This is a genomic window from Cycloclasticus zancles 78-ME (assembly GCF_000442595.1).
GTDB lineage: Bacteria > Pseudomonadota > Gammaproteobacteria > Methylococcales > Cycloclasticaceae > Cycloclasticus > Cycloclasticus pugetii.
Window position 1 is genome coordinate 764852 of sequence record NC_021917.1, and the last position, 20264, is coordinate 785115.

At 42.1% G+C, this 20264-nt stretch carries 15 protein-coding genes; 11 read left to right on the forward strand and 4 right to left on the reverse strand.

The features are described 5' to 3' along the window. Nucleotides 1-91: 91 nt before the first annotated feature. Nucleotides 92-4930 (forward strand): NAD-glutamate dehydrogenase, encoded by a 4839-nt coding sequence (locus CYCME_RS03840; protein WP_020162514.1) that lies wholly within the window; start codon nt 92-94, stop codon nt 4928-4930. A gap of 81 nt (nt 4931-5011) precedes the next feature. Here CYCME_RS03840 and CYCME_RS03845 read toward each other — a convergent pair whose 3' ends face one another. Continuing rightward, nucleotides 5012-5821 carry an alpha/beta hydrolase gene (locus CYCME_RS03845; RefSeq protein WP_015006481.1) on the reverse strand — a complete coding sequence of 270 codons (810 nt, stop codon included), beginning with the start codon at nt 5819-5821 and terminating at the stop codon, nt 5012-5014. A 354-nt stretch (nt 5822-6175) separates the two neighbouring features. Between CYCME_RS03845 and CYCME_RS03850 the strand changes: the two genes are divergently transcribed. The 9 genes from CYCME_RS03850 (at nt 6176) to lnt (ending at nt 15099) form a co-directional block, all read left to right on the forward strand. Next, entirely contained in the window at nt 6176-7360 is a 1185-nt protein-coding gene (locus CYCME_RS03850) for an ABC transporter substrate-binding protein (protein ID WP_016389931.1), read from the forward strand. A gap of 8 nt (nt 7361-7368) precedes the next feature. Then, a complete protein-coding gene (locus CYCME_RS03855) occupies nt 7369-8322 on the forward strand; it encodes a PQQ-dependent catabolism-associated beta-propeller protein (protein ID WP_020932186.1) in 954 nt (317 codons plus the stop codon). Next, nucleotides 8322-9056, forward strand: coding sequence for an ABC transporter ATP-binding protein (locus tag CYCME_RS03860; RefSeq protein ID WP_015006478.1), 735 nt, complete (start codon nt 8322-8324; stop codon nt 9054-9056). The genes CYCME_RS03855 and CYCME_RS03860 overlap by 1 nt, the downstream gene beginning before the upstream one ends. Continuing rightward, nucleotides 9053-9862 (forward strand): ABC transporter permease, encoded by an 810-nt coding sequence (locus CYCME_RS03865; RefSeq protein ID WP_015006477.1) that lies wholly within the window; start codon nt 9053-9055, stop codon nt 9860-9862. Before CYCME_RS03860 ends, CYCME_RS03865 begins: the two co-directional genes overlap by 4 nt. A 75-nt stretch (nt 9863-9937) precedes the next feature. Beyond that, nucleotides 9938-11275: a tRNA (N6-isopentenyl adenosine(37)-C2)-methylthiotransferase MiaB gene (gene miaB / locus CYCME_RS03870; protein ID WP_236886362.1), complete on the forward strand. Its 1338-nt coding sequence runs from the start codon at nt 9938-9940 to the stop codon at nt 11273-11275. A 1-nt stretch (nt 11276) separates the two neighbouring features. After that, complete coding sequence (locus CYCME_RS03875; RefSeq protein WP_015006475.1) at nt 11277-12239, forward strand: PhoH family protein; 963 nt, start codon at nt 11277-11279, stop codon at nt 12237-12239. Next, on the forward strand, nt 12236-12694 hold the full coding sequence (ybeY, locus tag CYCME_RS03880) for an rRNA maturation RNase YbeY (protein WP_020932188.1): 459 nt from the start codon (nt 12236-12238) through the stop codon (nt 12692-12694). Before CYCME_RS03875 ends, ybeY begins: the two co-directional genes overlap by 4 nt. Before the next feature lie 8 nt (nt 12695-12702). Then, complete coding sequence (locus tag CYCME_RS03885; RefSeq protein WP_015006473.1) at nt 12703-13554, forward strand: HlyC/CorC family transporter; 852 nt, start codon at nt 12703-12705, stop codon at nt 13552-13554. 30 nt (nt 13555-13584) lie between these two features. Beyond that, nucleotides 13585-15099: an apolipoprotein N-acyltransferase gene (lnt, locus tag CYCME_RS03890; protein ID WP_020932189.1), complete on the forward strand. Its 1515-nt coding sequence runs from the start codon at nt 13585-13587 to the stop codon at nt 15097-15099. A gap of 86 nt (nt 15100-15185) precedes the next feature. On the opposite strand, the gene CYCME_RS03895 is transcribed toward lnt, so the two are convergent. The 3 genes from CYCME_RS03895 to CYCME_RS03905 all read right to left on the reverse strand — a co-directional run bounded on the left by CYCME_RS03895 (nt 15186) and on the right by CYCME_RS03905 (nt 17643). Further along, entirely contained in the window at nt 15186-16256 is a 1071-nt protein-coding gene (locus CYCME_RS03895; protein WP_015006471.1) for an NADH:ubiquinone reductase (Na(+)-transporting) subunit F, read from the reverse strand. Between the two features lie 98 nt (nt 16257-16354). Then, a complete protein-coding gene (locus CYCME_RS03900) occupies nt 16355-17122 on the reverse strand; it encodes a ParA family protein (RefSeq protein WP_020932190.1) in 768 nt (255 codons plus the stop codon). After that, nucleotides 17119-17643 (reverse strand): zinc ribbon-containing protein, encoded by a 525-nt coding sequence (locus CYCME_RS03905; protein WP_015006469.1) that lies wholly within the window; start codon nt 17641-17643, stop codon nt 17119-17121. Before CYCME_RS03905 ends, CYCME_RS03900 begins: the two co-directional genes overlap by 4 nt. Before the next feature lie 168 nt (nt 17644-17811). Between CYCME_RS03905 and leuS the strand changes: the two genes are divergently transcribed. After that, nucleotides 17812-20262 (forward strand): leucine--tRNA ligase, encoded by a 2451-nt coding sequence (leuS, locus tag CYCME_RS03910; RefSeq protein ID WP_020932191.1) that lies wholly within the window; start codon nt 17812-17814, stop codon nt 20260-20262. The last annotated feature ends 2 nt before the right edge of the window (nt 20263-20264 follow it).

The following is a 20264-nucleotide window of genomic DNA, read 5'->3' on the forward strand; positions in this document are numbered from 1 at the left end:
AGCTTATCTATTACCCAGTAGCCAGCAAAATAAGCACATCTTAAAGAAAATCTCCTATACTTAATTTTATCGATCAATAGAGAGGCTGTTAATGGTGACAGAGTTAAAAGAAAAAGAACAAATTTTTTCTCAGCTAGAAAAAATTATCAATCACCGTTTTGATAAAAAAGAAGAGCCTATTATTCGGAGCTTTATTAACGAATATTATCGTGACGTGGCTTGGGAGGATTTAGCAGAAAGAGAGCTGGATGACCTGTATGGAGCGGCGATTGCGCATTGGAATTTAGCGCAGTCTAGGCAAGGTGAAGAGTCTAAAGTCAATGTCTATAACCCTGACTTTGAAACTCATGGCTGGCAATCCCCTTATAGCATTATAGAAATAGTCACCATGGATAGACCGTTTTTATTGAATTCGTTAACAATGAATTTAAATCAAAGCGGCTTAACTTGTCACTTGGTTGTTCACCCCATTATTGAAGTCGTGCGTGATGAAAATGGCCTTCTTAAGCCTGGGCAAAGTAAAGAGCGCACAGTCAGTGAGTCAATGATTCGATTAGAAGTTGATCGCCAGGCTTCAAAGGGAGGCGGGCTTGAGCTGTTGGCAGATCAAGTTCAAAAAGTGATCACCTACAATACGGCGGTTAATGAAGACTGGAAAGCTAGTATTAATTCACTTCAGCAGTCTGCCGAGATGCTAAAAGAGTTTTCGCCAAAAGATAATAATGAAGATATTGACGAATCGTTAGCCTTTTTAAGCTGGCTTAAAGACGATAATTTTTTATTTCTTGGCTGTCGGGAATATGAGTTGGTTAAAGGTAATGAATCGGATGGTTTTAAAATTGTAGAAGGTTCCGGTAAAGGTATATTAAGAGATAAGCTAGCGGCTATCCCACAAGCTGATGTTATTCCTATAACGGATAAGGCATGCGACTTTATGAGTGAGCCATGCCCGTTAATTGTGACTAAGGCAACCACAAAATCTATTATTCATCGTCCTGCGTATATGGATTATGTTGGGGTAAAAAAATTCAATAAACACGGTGAGGTGATTGGCGAGTATCGATTTTTAGGGCTATACACATCAGCGGCTTACCTTGTCAGGGTGAGAGAAATCCCCTTAATACGCAAAAAAATCAGCAAAGTTTTTGCTAAATCAAACTTCAAGGAAAATAGCCACAGCGGCAAATCGTTAATGAATGTGCTAGAAGATTTGCCTCGAGATGAGTTATTTCATTCAAATGATGAGCAATTACTGAGTTTAGCGCTGGGGGTTCTAAAATTAAAAGAACGTCAACGGACTCGGGTGTTTGCAAGAATTGATGCGTATGGGCGCTTCGTATCAATGCTTGTTTACGTGCCTAGAGATCGCTACAACACGATGGCTAGGAAAAAAATGGAGCAGATCATTTGCGCTAAACTGCAAACCGATAGCGTAGATTTTAATGTCCAGTTTAGCGAGTCTATTTTTGCACGGATTCATTTTATGGTGCATACCAATACTGATTGGGTGGGTGAGTTTGATGTATCTGAAGTGGAAAGTGAAATCATTGAAGCGCTCAGAGATTGGAAGGACGATTTATTATCTTCTTTAGTTCATCGACATGGGGAAACGAAAGGCACAGAGCTTTGGAATCGTTATGGTGATGGTTTTACTTCGGCGTATAAAGATAACTATCCAGCTAGGTTTGCTGTGGCCGATATTGAAAAAGCCGAACGTTTAAAAGTCAGTGCCGACCAACAAATTCAAATGTCTTTGTATCAACCATTAGAGTCGCACGGCGAGGGTTTACAATTTAAGTTAATTAATAAGGGGGTGCCAGCTCCTTTATCGCAAACGTTACCGGTACTAGAAAACATGGGTGTTACGGTGTTTGATGAGCGACCGTTTGAAGTGACTGATCTATCATCACAGTCGAGTTACTGGGTGCATGATTTTGGTTTGGTGTACAACACAGAACTGCCTGACATAGAAAGTATAAAAGAAAACTTTCAATTGGTTTTTGAAAAGGTTTGGACTGGAAATATTGAGAACGATGGATTTAATCAGCTTGTCATTAAGGCAAACCTTGATTGGAAACAGATTATGTTACTGCGTGCCTATTATATGTATTTGCGGCAAGCAGGAATAACCTTTAGCCAGGCATATGTTCAGCAAACTTTGCAAAGTAACCCAATTATTGCGGGGCATTTAGTGCGCTTATTTGAGCTTAGATTTGACCCATCTATTAAAGCTAAAAAAACAAAAATTGGGCAGCAGGAAGCAGAGATTCTTGCTGAAATTGAGACGGTCGTGTCGCTAGATGAAGATCGAATTCTACGGCGGTATTTGAATTTAATTCAGTCAACATTACGGACAAATTATTACCAATGCACTGTCGATAGTACGGGTGTGCCGTATCTCTCGTTTAAGCTAAACCCAGAAGCGCTGACCGAGTTGCCGTCTCCGCGACCAAAATTTGAAATATTTGTTTATTCGCCTCGTGTTGAAGGGGTACATTTAAGAGGGGGCTCAGTTGCGCGTGGTGGCTTGCGTTGGTCAGATCGAAAAGAGGACTTTAGAACAGAAATTTTAGGCTTGATGAAAGCGCAGATGTCAAAAAATGCGGTGATCGTGCCAACCGGCGCTAAAGGTGGCTTTATCGTTAAGCGTTCTCTAGACGGCTTAACGCGTGACGAGATGATGGAAGAAGTGGTTGCTTGTTACAGTATTTTTATTGGTGCCTTGTTAGATATCACTGATAATTTGAAAGGTGAAAAAGTGATACCGCCACATGATGTGGTGCGGTATGACGATGATGATCCTTATCTAGTGGTGGCGGCAGATAAAGGGACAGCAACATTTTCTGATATTGCGAATAATATAGCTATTGAGCGTGACTTTTGGCTGGGTGATGCATTTGCATCAGGAGGTTCTGTCGGGTATGACCATAAAAAAATGGGCATTACCGCCAAAGGGGCTTGGGAGTCGGTAAAGCGACACTTTAGAGAGATAGGCGTCGATACTCAAACAACTCCTTTTAGCGTGATCGGAATTGGCGATATGGCCGGAGATGTGTTTGGTAACGGAATGTTGTTATCTGAAAAGATTAGGCTTATCGGTGCATTTAATCATATGCACATTTTTTTAGACCCAGACCCCGATATCAGTGCTTCATTTGAAGAGCGTAAGCGGTTATTTAAATTGCCACGTTCATCATGGAGTGACTATGACAAGGCGTTGATTTCGAAGGGTGGAGGTGTTTTTTCAAGGGCAGATAAATCTATTGCCCTCACGCCACCAATACAGAAGTTATTAGGCGTTAGCGATAAGGTGTTAACGCCTAATAATCTTATTCGAGCGATGCTAAAAGCGCCGGTAGATTTGTTGTGGAACGGTGGTATAGGAACGTATGTAAAATCTAGCATCGAGACGGATGCTGATGTAGGAGATCGGGCCAATGATGCACTAAGGGTTAACGGTCGAGAGCTTGCTTGCAAAGTGGTGGGTGAAGGCGGAAATTTAGGGTTTACCCAATTAGGCCGGATTGAATACGCGGCTAAAGGGCGCATTAATACCGATGCTATTGATAATGCTGCAGGTGTGGATTGCTCAGACCACGAAGTGAATATTAAAATCTTACTTAATAAATTGGTTGAGCAAGGCGATATGACCATTAAGCAGCGCAATGCTCTTCTTGCCAAGATGACCGATGAGGTCAGTACGTTGGTACTAAGAAATAATTACCTGCAAACACAAGCCATTACGATGGTTGAAAGCCAATCCTCAGACATGCTGGAAGTGCATGGGCGTTTGATCAACCAACTTGGTCAAGAGGGTCGGTTAGACCGTACAGTTGAGTTCTTACCAAGCCAAGAAGAAATAGAAGAGCGGAAGGCTAAAGGCGAGGGCTTGCATCGCCCAGAGTTGGCGGTGATTTTTGCCTATAGCAAGTTACTTTTAAAGGACTTAATGAAGGGCGCTTCAGTTATACAAGATGAAAATTTTAAACGAGAGTTATTGGCATACTTCCCATCAAACTTACGGGATAAATTTGTAAGCGCTATTGAGGAGCATCGCTTACGAGACGATATCATTGTTAATCAGGTAGTTAACAGTATGGTAAACCGGCTAGGGCCATCATTTGCCTTTAGAATGAAAGATGAAGCGGGTGCCTGTATTGATGAGGTTATTAAAAATTATAAGATTGCTTGCGAGATTTTTAATATAGAAGTGATATGGAGCGAGATTGAGGCGCTAGATAATAAAGTATCGCCCAAAGTGCAGATCGATATGTTGATGAATGTACGAAAGCTGGTTGAACGTACGATGTATTGGTTGCAGAGAAACCGTTCGCAAGTCGTTTCAGTTACCGACGTGACTGATGAGTTTGCTAAGAATGTTTCCCTAATAGGGGAAAAGATGATAACGCATGCTTCAGACGTTGAAAAAGAGCATGTTGAGCAGCGAGCTGCTTACTACCAAGAAGGCGGCGTGGATGAGGTATTAGCTAACAAGATTGCCTGTCTAGAGTTGGAGTTTGTTGCTTTAGATATTATTGCGGTGAACAGTATTGTTGATCGAGGTATAGAGGATGTTCTGTCTGTGTATTCGGTGGTTAGTAACGAACTTAAACTCAGTTGGTTGCATGGATGTATTAGTTATTTACCGCGGAAAAATTACTGGCAATCCTTGGCTCGGTCGGCTTTACGAGATGAATTGCATGCTGAAAATCGTGCCTTGTTAACGGCTATACTTAAATCATTTGATAAAGGCGATACTACGGAAAAAAGGCTCACTGAGTGGTGCTCTACTCAACGCGCTGATATTGATCGTTATTTGCACTTGGTGTCATTAATTCAAGCTGAAAGTGAAATGGAAATTGAGCAATTATCAGTCATTTTGAAGAAACTTCACTTAATTGTTGAGAAAAGCAAAGCGATGATATCTTAAATCGCTGTGGTGCTTTAAGTGATCGTAAAAAGGGCTGTGTATTCAGCCCTTTTTATTAAGGTATATGTCGTTAATGAGCGGCTAAAGGTTTTTTTCTAGCCAATGCTGAATGGTTTCAGCACTTTCACGCCAGTGAGCGTCAATCATCATGGTATGCCCCATTTTTTTCATATTAATGAAGTCTGCCTTGTATGCCTTTGCTGTTTTTCTGATGTGTGCGGGCCTAAAGAAAGTATCCTCATCAGCACTGAGCGCCAACATCGGGATCTCGAAAGGGTTTTTGTACGTAGGCAGACCAAGCCATAAGGTATCAAGCAAAGCTTTTGGAGAGCCTTGTTGCATTTCAGCACAATAACGGATTACAACATCGTCATTAACGTGGCCAGCAAATATAGATTTACGCGTTAGATCAACCGGTGAAAACCACGTGCCGATAAGTTCGCCAAGGTTCATTTGCATATAAAAAGTTGGGTTCAAGGCCAAATCAATAATTGATGGAATAAGACCGTCAACAGGAACACTAGCCATCAGTATGCAGGCAGGAACGGTTTCCTTTTCTATATATTTTTGAATAATCAGCCCACCTAAGGAGTGACCAATCAGAATTGGGGGTTCGCCAATTTCATCGATAACTCGTTGAATGTCATTAACATAATCGGCAATGCTATTTGAAGCGAGCATGGCGCTTCCGCCGCTTTTCCCGTGGCCGCGTAGATTGATGGCATAGGTTGGATGCCCCAGGTCTGCAAAAAAAGGCATAAAGTATTCGTCCCAACACCATGCAGACATGTTCGCACCATGAATAAATAAGATGGGTTTGCGAGTCGCTTTGTTAGGGTGGCGCTCAATAACATCTAAAGCTGGGTTTTCTGCCGAGGATTCAATGTTCATTGCTACCTCGATTATATTTAGATGTATTAATCATTATTTTCCTTTTATTTAAAGCGGGCTAACTTTTTATGTGTAAATTTTAGAATAAGTCTTGACGTATGCTGCAAAGCAATATAATATTCATATCACATTGTTACTGCAGCTCTGCTCTCAGATCGCTGCCCAATGTAATAATGTTCTCCTCCTCTTGGCGACTCTTTATGAGTCGCTTTTTTTTGCCTCACATTCTAGACTTTAATTTCACTAGACGTGCTGTTTTAATCAAAATAAAATCAAAAACAAGTCAAGCTGCACACAGATGGCGCATGAAGCGCTTGAAAGGGCAGTGTCCATTGCTAAAGAGCCGGTTAAAAAATGAATAATATGGTATTAAACAAGCGCGTGGTTTTTTTCTTAACTTGCTTAATGGTGATGGGCTCCAATCATGTGCTAGCAAATGATGTTAAGGTGAGTTTGGCCTTGCTTACGGAAAAAAGAGCAGTGCCGCCGGCCTTATCAAACCTTGACCCAATACTAACGGATGAAGGTATTCAAGGAGCCACCTTAGGCATCAAGGATAATAATACCACAGGGCAATTTACAGGACATCATTATGACTTGAAGCACATTGAGGTGCCTCTTCATGCTGATGTAATTAGCGCCTTCAATCTATTGGTAGAAGGAGGTTATCGCTATATCCTCGTCGATGTTCAAGCATCAACACTGGAAAAAATCTCTGCCTTGGCCAAGCCGAAGAATATATTGCTCTTCAATGTTTCATCGACAGATGACAGGCTAAGGAATAACAGTTGTAGTGCAAACATCTTTCATATTATTCCAAGTGATGCTATGAAAGCAGATGCACTTGCTCAATGGATGCTGAAAAAACGCTGGCAAAATTGGTTTTTGGTTAAGGGGAACGATGAAGAAGACCAACGCTTTGCTAATGCTATTAAGCGTGCTGCAAAACGTTTTGGGATAAAAATCGTAAAAGAAAAAACGTGGAATTTTGATCATGATGCTCGTCGCACAGCGCAAGCAGAAATCCCTGTATTTACTCAGGGCGCTGAGTATGATGTTTTAGCGGTAGCGGATGTAAAAGGCTTATTTGGTGAATACTTAACGATGAATACTTGGTTACCTCGACCTATTATTGGCACGCAGGGTTTAGTGCCAAGTGCTTGGCATAGAACCCACGAGCGATGGGGCGCAGTTCAAATGCAAAATAGGTTTTATAAGCAAGCTGGCCGCTGGATGAATGATGTTGATTACTCGTCATGGTTAGCCGTTCGTACGGTAGGTGAGGCGGTGACACGAGCCAATAAAGTGGAGCCAGCTGAAGTAAAAAAATATATCCTCAGTGATCGTTTTAGTTTGGCCGGTTTTAAAGGTGTAAAGCTTACATTTAGGCGTTGGAATCAACAGTTACGTCAGCCTGTTTTATTGGCAACGCCACGCTCAATTGTCTCGGTATTGCCGCTTAAAGAGTTTTTACACCCGCGGACTTATTTAGATACGCTAGGGTATGATAAGCTCGAATCAACATGTGAATTACGCTAAAAATAATAATGAATAAATACCTCTTCGCGTTTTTAATAATTTTTTCGACAGTCAGTTTTGCAGATACACTTTATATAACATTAGAAAAAGACAACGCCTTGGCTGTGGTTAACGGTGAAACAGGGCAGTTGTTGCAAACAGTGCCGTTGGGTCAGCGCCCACGTGGTGTAGCCTTCAACAACGATAAAACACAACTCTATGTCGCAGCGAGTGACGATGACACCATTCAGGTTATAGATACCGCAAGCTTAAAGGTGGTGGGTGAGCTGCCATCAGGTGATGACCCGGAATTGTTCAAGATTCACCCTAATGGCCTTTGGTTGTACGTATCTAATGAAGATGACAATATTGTCACAGTGATTGATTTGCAAACAAAGAACGTAATTGCTGAGATCCCGGTTGGCGTGGAACCTGAAGGTATTGCTGTGTCTCTTGATGGAAAGTGGGTAGTTAATACATCTGAAACAACTAATATGGTCCATTGGATTGATCCTACAGAGCAAACGATAAAAGAGAATACCTTGGTCGATTCACGTCCTAGGGCAGCAGAGTTTTCTGTAGACGGTCAAGCGCTGTTTGTAAGCTCTGAAATAGCAGGTTCTTTGTCTCGTATTAATGTGTCGACGAAGCAAATTGTCAGTAAAGTACAGTTTGAAATAGCCGGGGTTGATAAGGCGCTTATTCAACCGGTCGGTGTGTTGGCGCACCCGAATAATAAATTTTTATTTGTTGCGTTGGGTCCTGCGAACCGTGTTGCTGTTTTGGATATTGAAACAATGACGGTCATCAAGTATTTATTAGTTGGCCAACGGGTATGGAACCTTGCGTTTTCGCCAGACTTAAAGCGGTTGTATACAACTAATGGTGTCAGTAATGACATTTCGATTATTGATGTGGAAACCTTAACAGTAACAAAATCTGTACGGGTTGGTCGTTACCCTTGGGGTATTGCGGTTAAATAATGAGTCTTTCATTAGCTGTTAAAACGCTAAGTTATGCGTATGGAAATACAGCAGCCTTATCGGACATTAATTTTTCAATAGCAGCTGGTGAGTGCGCTATTTTGTTAGGGCCTAATGGTGCGGGCAAGTCGACCTTGTTTTCGTTGATAACGCATTTGTACGACAGTCGTTCCGGTGAAATTAGCATTAATGGGTTTAACGTTAAGACGCAAGCTTGTCAGGCTTTGGCGAATTTAGGGGTGGTGTTTCAGCAAACAACACTAGATATGGATTTAAGTGTTCTGCAAAATCTTTATTATCACGCCTCGTTGCACGGTATGTCGCGTAAACAGGCTTCCGTTCGAGTAAGTGAAGAACTAGAAAGGCAGGGTATGTTGGCGCGTAAAGATGAAAAAATTCGTCAGCTCAATGGCGGGCATCGTCGGCGTGTGGAAATAGCCAGAGCGCTGTTACATAAGCCATCTTTATTGTTATTAGATGAGCCCACTGTTGGTTTGGATGTGTCAAGCCGTAAAGGGATTGTTGAGCACGTGCATGCGTTATGCAAAGATGATGGGTTGTCGGTTCTTTGGGCAACGCATTTGATCGATGAGGTGTATCCGTCTGATAAGTTGCTTGTTTTGCATCAAGGGGAAATCAAAGCACAAGGGCCGGTGAGCCAAGTATGTGGTGGGGACTCTACAGATGACATCTCCCGTGCGTTTAAGCGCTTAACACAGGGGATATCATCATGAGGCTTAAGCATGCCTTTATTGCATTGAAAGGTATTATAAAACGAGAGTTGTGGCGATTTTTGCTTCAACGTGAACGTTTTATTGCGGCGTTAGTTAGGCCCTTGGTTTGGTTGTTTGTTTTTGCAGCGGGTTTTCGCTCTACCTTGGGAATTGCGATTATGCCACCGTATGAAACGTACATATTGTATGAGGTGTATATTACTGCTGGTTTGATTGGCATGATTCAACTCTTCAATGGCATGCAAAGTTCCTTATCGATGGTCTATGACCGCGAAATGGGTAGCATGAAAACACTCTTAGTTAGCCCTTTGCCACGTTGGTTTTTACTCACTGGAAAATTAATGGCCGGGACGTTTGTTTCGATCCTTCAAGCGTATGTGTTTTTGCTGATTGCGTGGTTCTATGACATTCAAGCACCATGGCTGGGCTATCTGACTTTATTTCCGGCGTTGGTCCTAGCGGGTTTAATGCTCGGAGCGTTAGGAATGTTGCTGTCGTCTTTTATAAAACAGTTAGAAAACTTTGCAGGGGTGATGAATTTTGTTATTTTCCCAATGTTTTTTATGTCTACGGCGCTTTATCCGTTATGGAAAATTAAAGAATCAAGCGAGTTATTGCATACCTTGGCAAGTTATAATCCGTTTTCACAAGCGGTTGAGTTGCTTCGATTTGCGCTGTATGGGCAGTTTAACCTAGCTGCTTTTGTGTATACCTTAGTGGCGTTTATTGTGTTTTTGTTAGTGGCCGTTTGGGGTTATAACCCATCAAAGGGCATGATGGTAAGAAAAGCTGGTGGACCAAGTTGAGCAACGGCCTCTCGTTGCGTGTTAAAATTAACGAATATGACTAAAAAACTTTTTATACGCACCCATGGTTGTCAGATGAATGAATATGATTCTGAAAAAATGGCGGATGTGCTTGCGCAATCGCATGACCTACGGTTAACAGATAATGAAAAAGAAGCAGATGTATTGCTGCTTAATACCTGCTCAATTAGAGAAAAAGCACAAGAGCGTGTTTTTCATCAATTAGGGCGCTGGCGCCCATTGAAAGAAAAGAACCCCGACTTATTAATAGGCGTAGGTGGTTGTGTTGCCAGTCAAGAGGGCAAAATTATACGGCGAAGAGCACCCTATGTTGATGTAGTGTTTGGTCCACAGACCTTGCACCGTTTACCAGCGATGTTGAAAGAGGCGCAAACAAAAAAGAAACTGGTAATGGACATTTCTTTTCCGGAAATTGAAAAGTTTGATAATTTGCCAGAACCTCGTGCAGAAGGGCCGAAAGCTTTCGTATCAGTTATGGAAGGGTGCAGTAAATATTGTACCTTTTGCGTTGTTCCCTATACACGCGGCGAGGAAGTCAGTAGACCTTTAGATGATGTGATTGCAGAAGTATCGAGTTTAGCGTCGCAAGGGGTTAGAGAAGTTAATTTATTGGGGCAAAATGTTAACGCCTATCGCGGAGAAATGAGCGATGGAGATATCGCTGATTTTGCGTTACTGCTGCATTACGTTGCAGCAATTGATGGTATTGATCGTATCCGATATACCACATCACACCCAAAGGAGTTTTCAGAAAGTTTAATTCAAGCGTATGAGGATATTCCAGAGTTAGTTGATCACCTTCATTTGCCAGTGCAAAGCGGCAGCAATAGCGTGTTGGCACGAATGAAACGCGGGCATGAAATAGATTTATATATTGAAAAACTTCAACGTCTTAAAAAGATTCGTCCGAATATGAGCTTTTCATCAGACTTCATTGTTGGTTTTCCACAAGAAACCGGTGAGGAGTTTGAAGACACCATACAGCTAATCGAAAAAATAGGCTTCGACTTTTCATTTAGCTTTATTTTTAGTGCTCGTCCAGGAACGCCAGCGGCAGAAATGCCAGATGATATTGATATGGATGTTAAAAAGCAACGTCTTGAGCGACTACAGAATATTATTACCCAGCAAACGGCAGATATTTCGAAAAGCATGGTTGGCACTGTTCAACGGCTTTTGGTGGAAGGTGAGTCAAAGAAGAATTCTTTACAAATGACCGGGCGTACAGAGAATAATCGCGTTGTAAACTTTGCTGGCCATACTCGGCTAAAAGGGCAATTTGTTGATGTGTTAATTACAGAAGCCTTGCCATACTCTCTAAGGGGACGGGTAGTGACAGCAGCAGATAGGGAGGCTAGTCAGTCTCTTCAAGAAAGGCGTACAGCTTCATAAATTGAGTAGCAAACTTAAAACCACTGATGTGATCTTAACGCCAGCCAACAATAAACGTTTGGCCAGTTTGTGCGGCCAATTTAATGAGCATATCACACAGTTAGAACGGCGTTTAGATGTTGATGTAAAACATCGAGGGCATCATTTTAGCGTGACCGGTTTGGAGATTGGGGTTGGAGTAGCGATTACGGCGTTAAAAGCGCTGTATAAAAGTACCGAAAGCGATCAATTAACACCTGAAAAGGTACATTTATTAATGCAGGAAACAAAGATGTCTGTAGAGCAACCGGTGGATCTAGATGACACCGCCGTTATCCATACTAGAAAAAAAGTAATTAAGCCACGTGGTGGTAACCAACAGTCTTACGTTAAAAGTATTCCAAAAAATGATATTGTTTTTGGCATTGGGCCGGCAGGGACGGGTAAAACATATTTGGCTGTAGCCTGTGCAGTAGAAGCCTTAGAAGCAGAGAAAGTATCACGAATTATTCTAGCTCGCCCAGCGGTAGAGGCGGGTGAACGACTGGGTTTTTTACCGGGCGATTTAAGTGAAAAAATTAATCCATATTTAAGACCTTTGTACGATGCTTTATATGAGATGTTAGGTGTCGAGCGAGTCGAAAAACTTATTGAACGAAATGTAATAGAGATTGCGCCATTGGCTTTTATGCGAGGCCGAACATTGAGCGAAGCATTTATTATTTTAGATGAGGCGCAAAATACAACGCCAGAACAAATTAAAATGTTTTTAACACGAATTGGTTATGGGTCTACAGTGGTGGTGACGGGTGATATTACTCAGATAGACCTACCAGGGCATACCGAATCGGGTTTGAAATTGGTCATGAAGATTTTAAAGGGCATAGACAGCATTAGTTTTACGCAGTTTAAAAATACAGATGTGGTGAGGCATCCGATCGTACAAAAAATTGTGTCGGCCTATGAAAAGCACGCTAAATCATGAGTGTTGAATTACAAATAGCCAGTGACTGTAGCGAATTGCCTGAGCAACAATCGTTGATTGATTGGGTTAAACTTGGACTCCAACAGCAAAAAGATGCTGAAGTCGTTATAAGATTGGTAGACGAAGATGAGTCAGCTGCTTTAAATGAAGCCTATCGTCAAAAGAAAGGGCCAACGAATGTTTTAAGCTTTCCGTTCGAAAGCCCAAGTGGTTTGCCTGACGGTGCCTTATCGGAAGAAACCCTAGGCGACTTAGTTATTTGTGTACCTGTGGTGTTGCGTGAGGCGGAAGAGCAGGGGAAGCAAGCGGCTGCACACTGGGCGCATATGGTGATCCATGGTTGTTTACACCTTCAAGGTTATGATCACATTAATGACGATGATGCTCAGGTCATGGAATTGTTAGAAATAAAACTTTTGAATAGTATCGGGATTAAGAACCCTTATGAGGGTTGAGCAATAATATGAACCAGACAAAAAATGACACACTTGAAAATCGATCTTGGATAGAACGATTAGGGCAGGCGCTAATGGGCGAGCCAAAAGATCGTGAAGACCTAGTGCAGTTAATGCGTGATGCGGAGAAAAGAGATTTATTAGGGCAGGATGCCTTAGCGATGATTGAAGGTGTTTTGCAAGTCTCAGAGTTACAGGTGCGAGATATTATGATTCCTCGTTCGCAGATAGTTTTTATTCCTCGAGAAGCAGAATTGAAAGATATCTTTCCTCGCGTGACGGAGTCAGCACACTCTCGTTTTCCTGTTCAAGATGAAGAAACCTCACAAGTGGCTGGTATTTTGTTGGCGAAAGATTTATTGAACTATGTTGTTACTAATAAGGATGAAAAGTTTGACGTAAAGGATGTCATGCGCCCCGCGATTTTTGTGCCTGAAAGTAAGCGTTTAAATGTGATGTTGCATGAGTTTCGTGCGAATAGAAATCACATGGCGATTGTGATTGACGAGTATGGTTCAGTTGCGGGTCTTATCACGATTGAAGATGTGCTTGAGCAAATTGTTGGTGAGATTGAAGATGAGCATGATTTTGAAGAAGAAGCGTTTATTCTTCAGCGTAGCGAATATGAATACAACATTAAAGCCTTAACCGAAATTGCCGATTTTAATGAACGTTTTGAAACCGATTATCCAGACGATGTTGATACAGTGGGTGGTATGGTGGTTAAAAGCTTCGGTCATGTGCCTGAACATGGTGAAAAAACACAAATTGATGGCTTTTTATTTGAGGTGTTAAGGGCTGATAATCGTCGTGTTCATTTACTTCGTATGACCATTCTAGATGCGGTTGAGGAAGAATAAAGTCAGGAAAATGCAGGGCGAATAATGCTGATGAATCCTAAGCAGGGCATGCGTGTTATTGCTGCAATTTTTTCTGGTGCCTTACTCCCACTAGCGTTTTCACCTTACGACCTTCCGCTTATGGCGGTGCTGTCTCCCGTTTTATTTCTATTGACCTTACGCCAATTAAGGCCATCAACAGCAGCGTTAATGGGCTATGCCTTTGGTTGGGGGTATTTTGCTCATGGTGTCTATTGGGTTTACTTTAGTATTCACCACTTTGCAAATGCTCCATTGTGGTTAGCCATCATTATCATGTTAGGAATGGTGGCCATTCTTGCGCTTTATATGGCGTTATTTGCATATTTGATGAACCGATTTTTTTACCGGCGCCTTGCGGTTCGGTATTTATTGGCGTTGCCCAGTTTATGGGTTGGGTTAGAAGCGTTACGAGGCGTCTTGTTTACTGGGTTTCCATGGTTGTCACTGGGTTTTAGCCAAGTCGATACTTGGCTGTCTGCTTGGGCCCCTATCGTTGGGGTGTTGGGGGTTTCTTGGTTGTTAGTCGTAATGGTTGGGGCGATTTCATACTGCCTTCATAAGTTAGGAAAAAGGCAGATGATGTTTGCTAGTACTTTAATTGTGTCCGTTTGGCTCAGTGGATTTATGCTTAAAAACATCGAATGGACGGAGCCTGCAGGAGCGCCGATTAAAGTAGCCTTATTGCAAGGTAATATCCCACAAGAAATAAAATGGCTGCCGTCATTTAAGCAAAAAAACATCGACATTTATCTGCAAATGACAAGGCAACAGCATGGTGTTGATTTAATTGTTTGGCCTGAAACATCTGTGCCTGCTTTTTTGCATCGGGTGGAAAACACGTTGATACCACAACTAAAAAGGGAGGTAGATGAACGTGATATAGATATTGTTCTAGGGCTACCCGTCATGTCTACTAATGGCAGCGATTATTATAATGGCTTATACAGTGTTCGATATTCGAATGATTTTTACCTTAAGCGTCATTTAGTGCCTCTGGGTGAATATATGCCATTGAAGCCTCTATCGACCATTATTTTAAATTTTCTAAAAATACCCATGTCCGATTTTTCAGCCGGAGGTGATCAGCAAACGCTTTTACAAGGGGCGGGTTTTCCGTTTGCATCGTCTATTTGTTACGAAGATGCTTTTCAGCAAACATCCATTGATGGGCTTCCTGAGGCAGCGTATTTAGTGAACGTGAGTAACGATACCTGGTTTGGCGACACGATTGCACCGTACCAACATTTTCAGATGGCTCGGATGCGTTCGTTGGAAAGTGGGCGCTTTTTATTAAGGTCTACCAATACGGGTATTACGGCAATTATTGACCCTGCGGGGCAAGTTATTAAACAAGCGCCGATGTTTAGACGCACTGCATTAACTGGGGAGATAACGCCGTTAAAGGGCGCTACCCCTTTTGTCCAAGGTGGTTGGTGGGGCTTTTTAGGTTTTGTTGTGGTGATGGTACTGGTGAGTTTTTTAAAAAGGGACCGTATAAAAAATCGCCCCGCCTACAGTGCTTAACAGACTAAAGGCGGCCAGATGAACATGACGCTCTTATGCTGGTTTGCTGAAGGCGAAACAGATTTAACTCTAGGGTAGTTCGAAAATCAGCTCTCTAACTGCCTAGAGTCCAAAAATTTGTCGTAATGAATATTATCTAAACTGATATTAGCCTCTTCAAGCTTTACCAGTGTTGCATCAATCATTCCTGGCGGGCCACATAGGTAGGCGTGACTATCAGACACGGAAAAACCGATAGTTTCATCGTCAATAAAGTCGGTGACCAGACCACGTTTTCCAGTCCAGTCTGAATCTTCAGGCTCCTCGGACAGCACGGGTACAAATTTAAAAGAGTTGGACCACTTTTCTGTTAGTTTTTTCATATCATCAAGACAATAGAGATCGCGTTGAGCACGGGCACCAAATAAATAGGTAACGGGTCTATTAATGTTATTTTTTAAGGCATCTTCTAAAATAGATTTTAGTGGTGCCATGCCGCTACCACCTGCGATGGCGAGAATTGGCGCATCTGAAGTTCTTAACCAAAACGCACCGCTAGGGCCGTGCAGTTCAAAGGCTTCGCCTTTTCGGTCTTTTTCAAACAGCCATTGGGTGTAGTCGCCACCGGGCACATTTCTAACATGAAAACTTAGCGTTTTTTGGCCATTAGCAGCCGGCGCATTGGCGAAAGAGTAACTGCGGTGGCGAGAAAACCCCTCAAGTCCTATATCGGCAAATTGCCCTGCGGTGAATGAAATTGCTTGGTCTAATTCCACCGTCACTTCCATAATGTCATGTGTATGCATGTGGGTGTCAGTAATGGTTCCCTTATAGGTTTTTACTGAGTGTTTGGGTTGGTTAGCGTCGGCTTCAAGCTCAATGATAACATCGGTCTTCAATAAGCTTTGGCAGGCAAGAATGTAGCCTTCATCAAGTTCTGGTTCTGATAAGGTGTATGAAAAATCCATGATGGCTTTAACTTCACCATCGAGTAATTTGCAGCGACAATTTCCACAGGTGCCCACCGTGCAGTGAAACGGAAAATTAACCCCTTCATTGAGCGCAGTCTGTAACAAAGTGTTGTTTTTTGGAACTTCAAATGATTTGCCAGATGGCTGAATAGTTGCCTTTAAAGGGGTTTTTTTTGCCCCACCAAATAAGCCAAATAGTTTTTTCATTGTGACCTTACGTTTGCTGTGTTGATTTTAAAAAGTGTTAAATGTAGGTAATTTATAACCGCCGTAGAGTGTAAACCTAACGTTAGGGGAGAATCCAATTATTTTTTCTTTAATTCCTGATAAAGGCTTTTAAACTCCTCGGTGATTTTATGGTTTGGCGCATATTGGATCATGGATTGGCTTGCGCTATGGGATTCTCGTATTTTTACAGAAGGGGAGATCATGCTTTTGAAAAGCTTTAAATTGTCGTCAATAAGTTCTTCTAGTAGCTGGGTCGGTAGTTTTGCGCGTTTTTGGAACTGGTTGACAACAATACCCTCAATCTCCAAGTTTGGGTTATGGTCAGCTTTAACTTCGGCGACAGTATCGAGTAAGGAATACAAGGCTTGTTTTGAAAAAACATCGCAATCGAAGGGAATGATGCAGCTATTTGCGGCGATTAGTGCCGAACGGGTGTAGAAGTTGAGCGCTGGTGGCGTGTCGATAAAAATATTATCAAACTCTCCCATGGTGTCTAACGCTTCTTTCAATTTATATATTTTGTAACGAGATTCAAGCTTTGCGTGTAGATTGTCCATGCCTGGGTGTGATGGCATGACATATAAATTTGGCATACCAGTTTCATAGATAAAATCGCTGAAATCTTTTGGAAATAGGCTTACGTTAAGGGTGTTGGTATAAAAATCTGCCAATGTGGATTCAAGCGTATTTGATTGCTGGCCGAGTAAATAGTGAGTTGAGTTGCCTTGTGTATCAAGGTCGATGACCAAGGTTTTTTTACCTTTCGACGCACTAATTGCGGCTAAATTGCAGGTAATAGTAGATTTGCCAACACCACCTTTTTTATTAAAAATAACACGGTTCATTTTTTAACCACCTTCTTTTTGCGACGTTTAAATTCAGTTTTATGGCAGGTTGGACATGGGGGAATATGTCCGGTTTTTTTAAAGTTCAGTGTCTGTTTACATTGGGTGCACTCAAGAGTGCCAGGGCCTGTAAGCTCTCCTGAATGGTAAAGCGTTCCCTTTATGGTATCTAAGTTTAAGTTCTCCCACTCTAATTTTGCTTTATCGACGACCGAATGGGTCCAGTCACCGATTTTACCCTCTATCAAATTTGACTCAAAAGATAGCCAGTCAGAGAACTCCTTTTTTGTGGTTTGTAGATAGGCTGAGGCGTCTTCTAAGTCCCTTTTTAAATAGTCGGCAACTTTACTTGCTTCCTCTTTTGTCAGTTCGCCTAGTTCAACGGCTTTTTCTTGTGCATGTTTTAGGTTTTCACTAAGAGTTGGAATAGCAATTTTTTCAGCCCGTTCAACGGTGTCATGGAGGCGTTGCATCATCTTATCGTAGGCTTGAAGTAACTTATCTTGTATTGAGTTGTTCATAAGATCTCCCTGTATGAAGGTCTAGTCTTCTCAATTCAACTTCAGACCCATTGGGCTTAAAGTTTATACAAACAGAAGATGTAACCTTCTATTTAATTCAACTTTAGATTTATAGGTAGCTAAGGTATTCTACCCACCTTATTAAATAGTGTGTCCGACGGTAAAAAAATGCAAGAAGAATATCAACCTTCTCTTATTGAAAAGAGTGTTCAAGAAAAATGGCAATTAACGGGGGCTTTTGAAGTAACCGAGGACACAACAAAGGAAAAATACTATTGTTTGTCTATGTTTCCGTATCCGAGTGGGCGGTTACATATGGGACATGTTCGTAATTACACCATTGGTGATGTAGTTAGCCGTTACCAGCGGATGAAAGGTAAAAATGTGATGCAACCGATGGGTTGGGATGCCTTTGGGTTACCGGCGGAAAATGCAGCGATGAAACATGGAGTGCACCCTGGTGGCTGGACCTCAGATAATATTGATTATATGCGCACCCAACTTAAACAATTGGGTTTTGGTTATGATTGGAAGCGTGAAGTAGCCACTTGTAATGATGATTACTATCGTTGGGAACAGTGGTTCTTTACGCGCTTACTTGAAAAAGACTTGGTGTATAAAAAAACAGCACCGCTTAACTGGTGTCCAGATTGTAATACGGTGTTAGCAAATGAACAGGTGATTGATGGTTGCTGTTGGCGTTGTGATAACGAGGTTGAAAAACGCGAAATTTCACAATGGTTTATGCGAATTACAAACTATGCTGACGAATTATTGAGCTCGTTGAAAGAGTTGGAAGGCTGGCCTGAGCAGGTTCGCACTATGCAGCAAAACTGGATTGGTCGTTCAGAAGGTGTTGAACTGTCGTTTGATATTGAAGGCAGTGATAGTACCTTACCTGTTTATACGACACGACCAGATACTTTAATGGGTGTTACCTATGTTGCGGTTGCGGCAGAGCACCCTCTGGCTCTCCAAGCGGCAGAAAATAATACCGATATTGCTGAATTTTTAGATCAATGTAAAACCATGGAAACATCGGAAGCTGCGATGGAGACAATGGAGAAAAAGGGCATTGATTCGGGGCTTAAGGCGATTCATCCATTAACGGGTGAGACGGTACCTATTTGGATCGCAAATTTTGTATTAATGCATTATGGAACCGGAGCAGTGATGTCAGTGCCTGCTCATGATCAGCGTGATTTCGAGTTTGCGAACAAGTATGGCTTAGCAATCAAGCAAGTTATAGCTACCGATAACCCTGGTGAGATTGATCTTACAAAGCAAGCGTATACGGGCAAAGGAACGTTACTTAATTCAGCGGAATTTGATGGTTTAGATTTTCAGCAGGCCTTCGATGCAATTGCTGAATCATTAAGTGCCAAGGGTAAGGGCAAAAAAACGGTTAACTTTCGTTTGCGTGATTGGGGTATTTCACGTCAACGTTATTGGGGAACACCTGTGTCGGTTATTTATTGTGATGACTGCGGTACTGTGCCAGTGCCCGATGAGCAGTTACCGGTTATTTTGCCTAAGGATGTGTCCTTGGAAGGGGTCGGGTCGCCCTTAGCAAGGCACGAAGAATTTATTAATACAAGCTGTCCAACGTGTGGTCAGCAAGCTAAAAGAGAAACCGATACGTTTGATACGTTCATGGAGTCTTCATGGTATTTTGCACGTTATTGTTGTGCAGATAATGATCAAGCGATGTTAGATGAACGAGCTAACTATTGGCTGCCGGTTGATCAATATATCGGTGGTATTGAACATGCTATTTTGCATCTCCTGTATTCGCGGTTTTATACAAAATTATTGCGTGACCTTGGCTTGGTGTCTTGCGATGAGCCGTTTAAGAACTTGTTAACGCAAGGGATGGTGCTTAAAGATGGCACGAAAATGTCAAAATCGAAAGGCAATACGGTTGATCCGCAAGGTTTAATTGAAAAGTACGGTGCCGATACGGTGCGCCTATTCACTATGTTTGCTGCGCCTCCAGAGCAATCATTAGAATGGTCTGACAGCGCAGTCGAAGGCTCATTTCGATTTATTCGTCGCTTATGGCGTCAAGTCAAAGAGCATGTCGATGGCGGCTTAATCAGCGGATATACAGTTGATCAATTAAGCAGTGAAGATAAGGTGCTTCGTCGACAGGTCCATGAAACCTTAAATAAGGTCAATGATGATTATGGTCGCCGTTTAACGTTCAATACAGCCATTGCGGCTAATATGGAATTGTTAAACTCAGTGTCTAAATTTAAAGCCGAAACGGATGCTTCTCGAGCCTTGCTACAAGAAGCGTTAGAAAGCATTGTATTGATGTTGTCGCCGATTATTCCTCATGTTTGTGATCAGATGTGGCAAGCCTTGGGTCATCAGGATCCACTGATCGACGTAACGTGGCCAGAATTTGATGAGACGGCGTTGGTGTTGGACGAAGTGCAAATGGTGGTGCAAGTAAATGGCAAATTAAGAGCTAAGCTGATGGTGGCGGCCGATGCATCTAAAGAAAGCATAGAAAAGTTAGCGTTATCAGAGGACAATGTTAATAAATTTATTGACGGAAAACCTGTTCGAAAGGTTATTATTGTGCCGAAGAGACTGGTTAATATTGTTATTTAGCG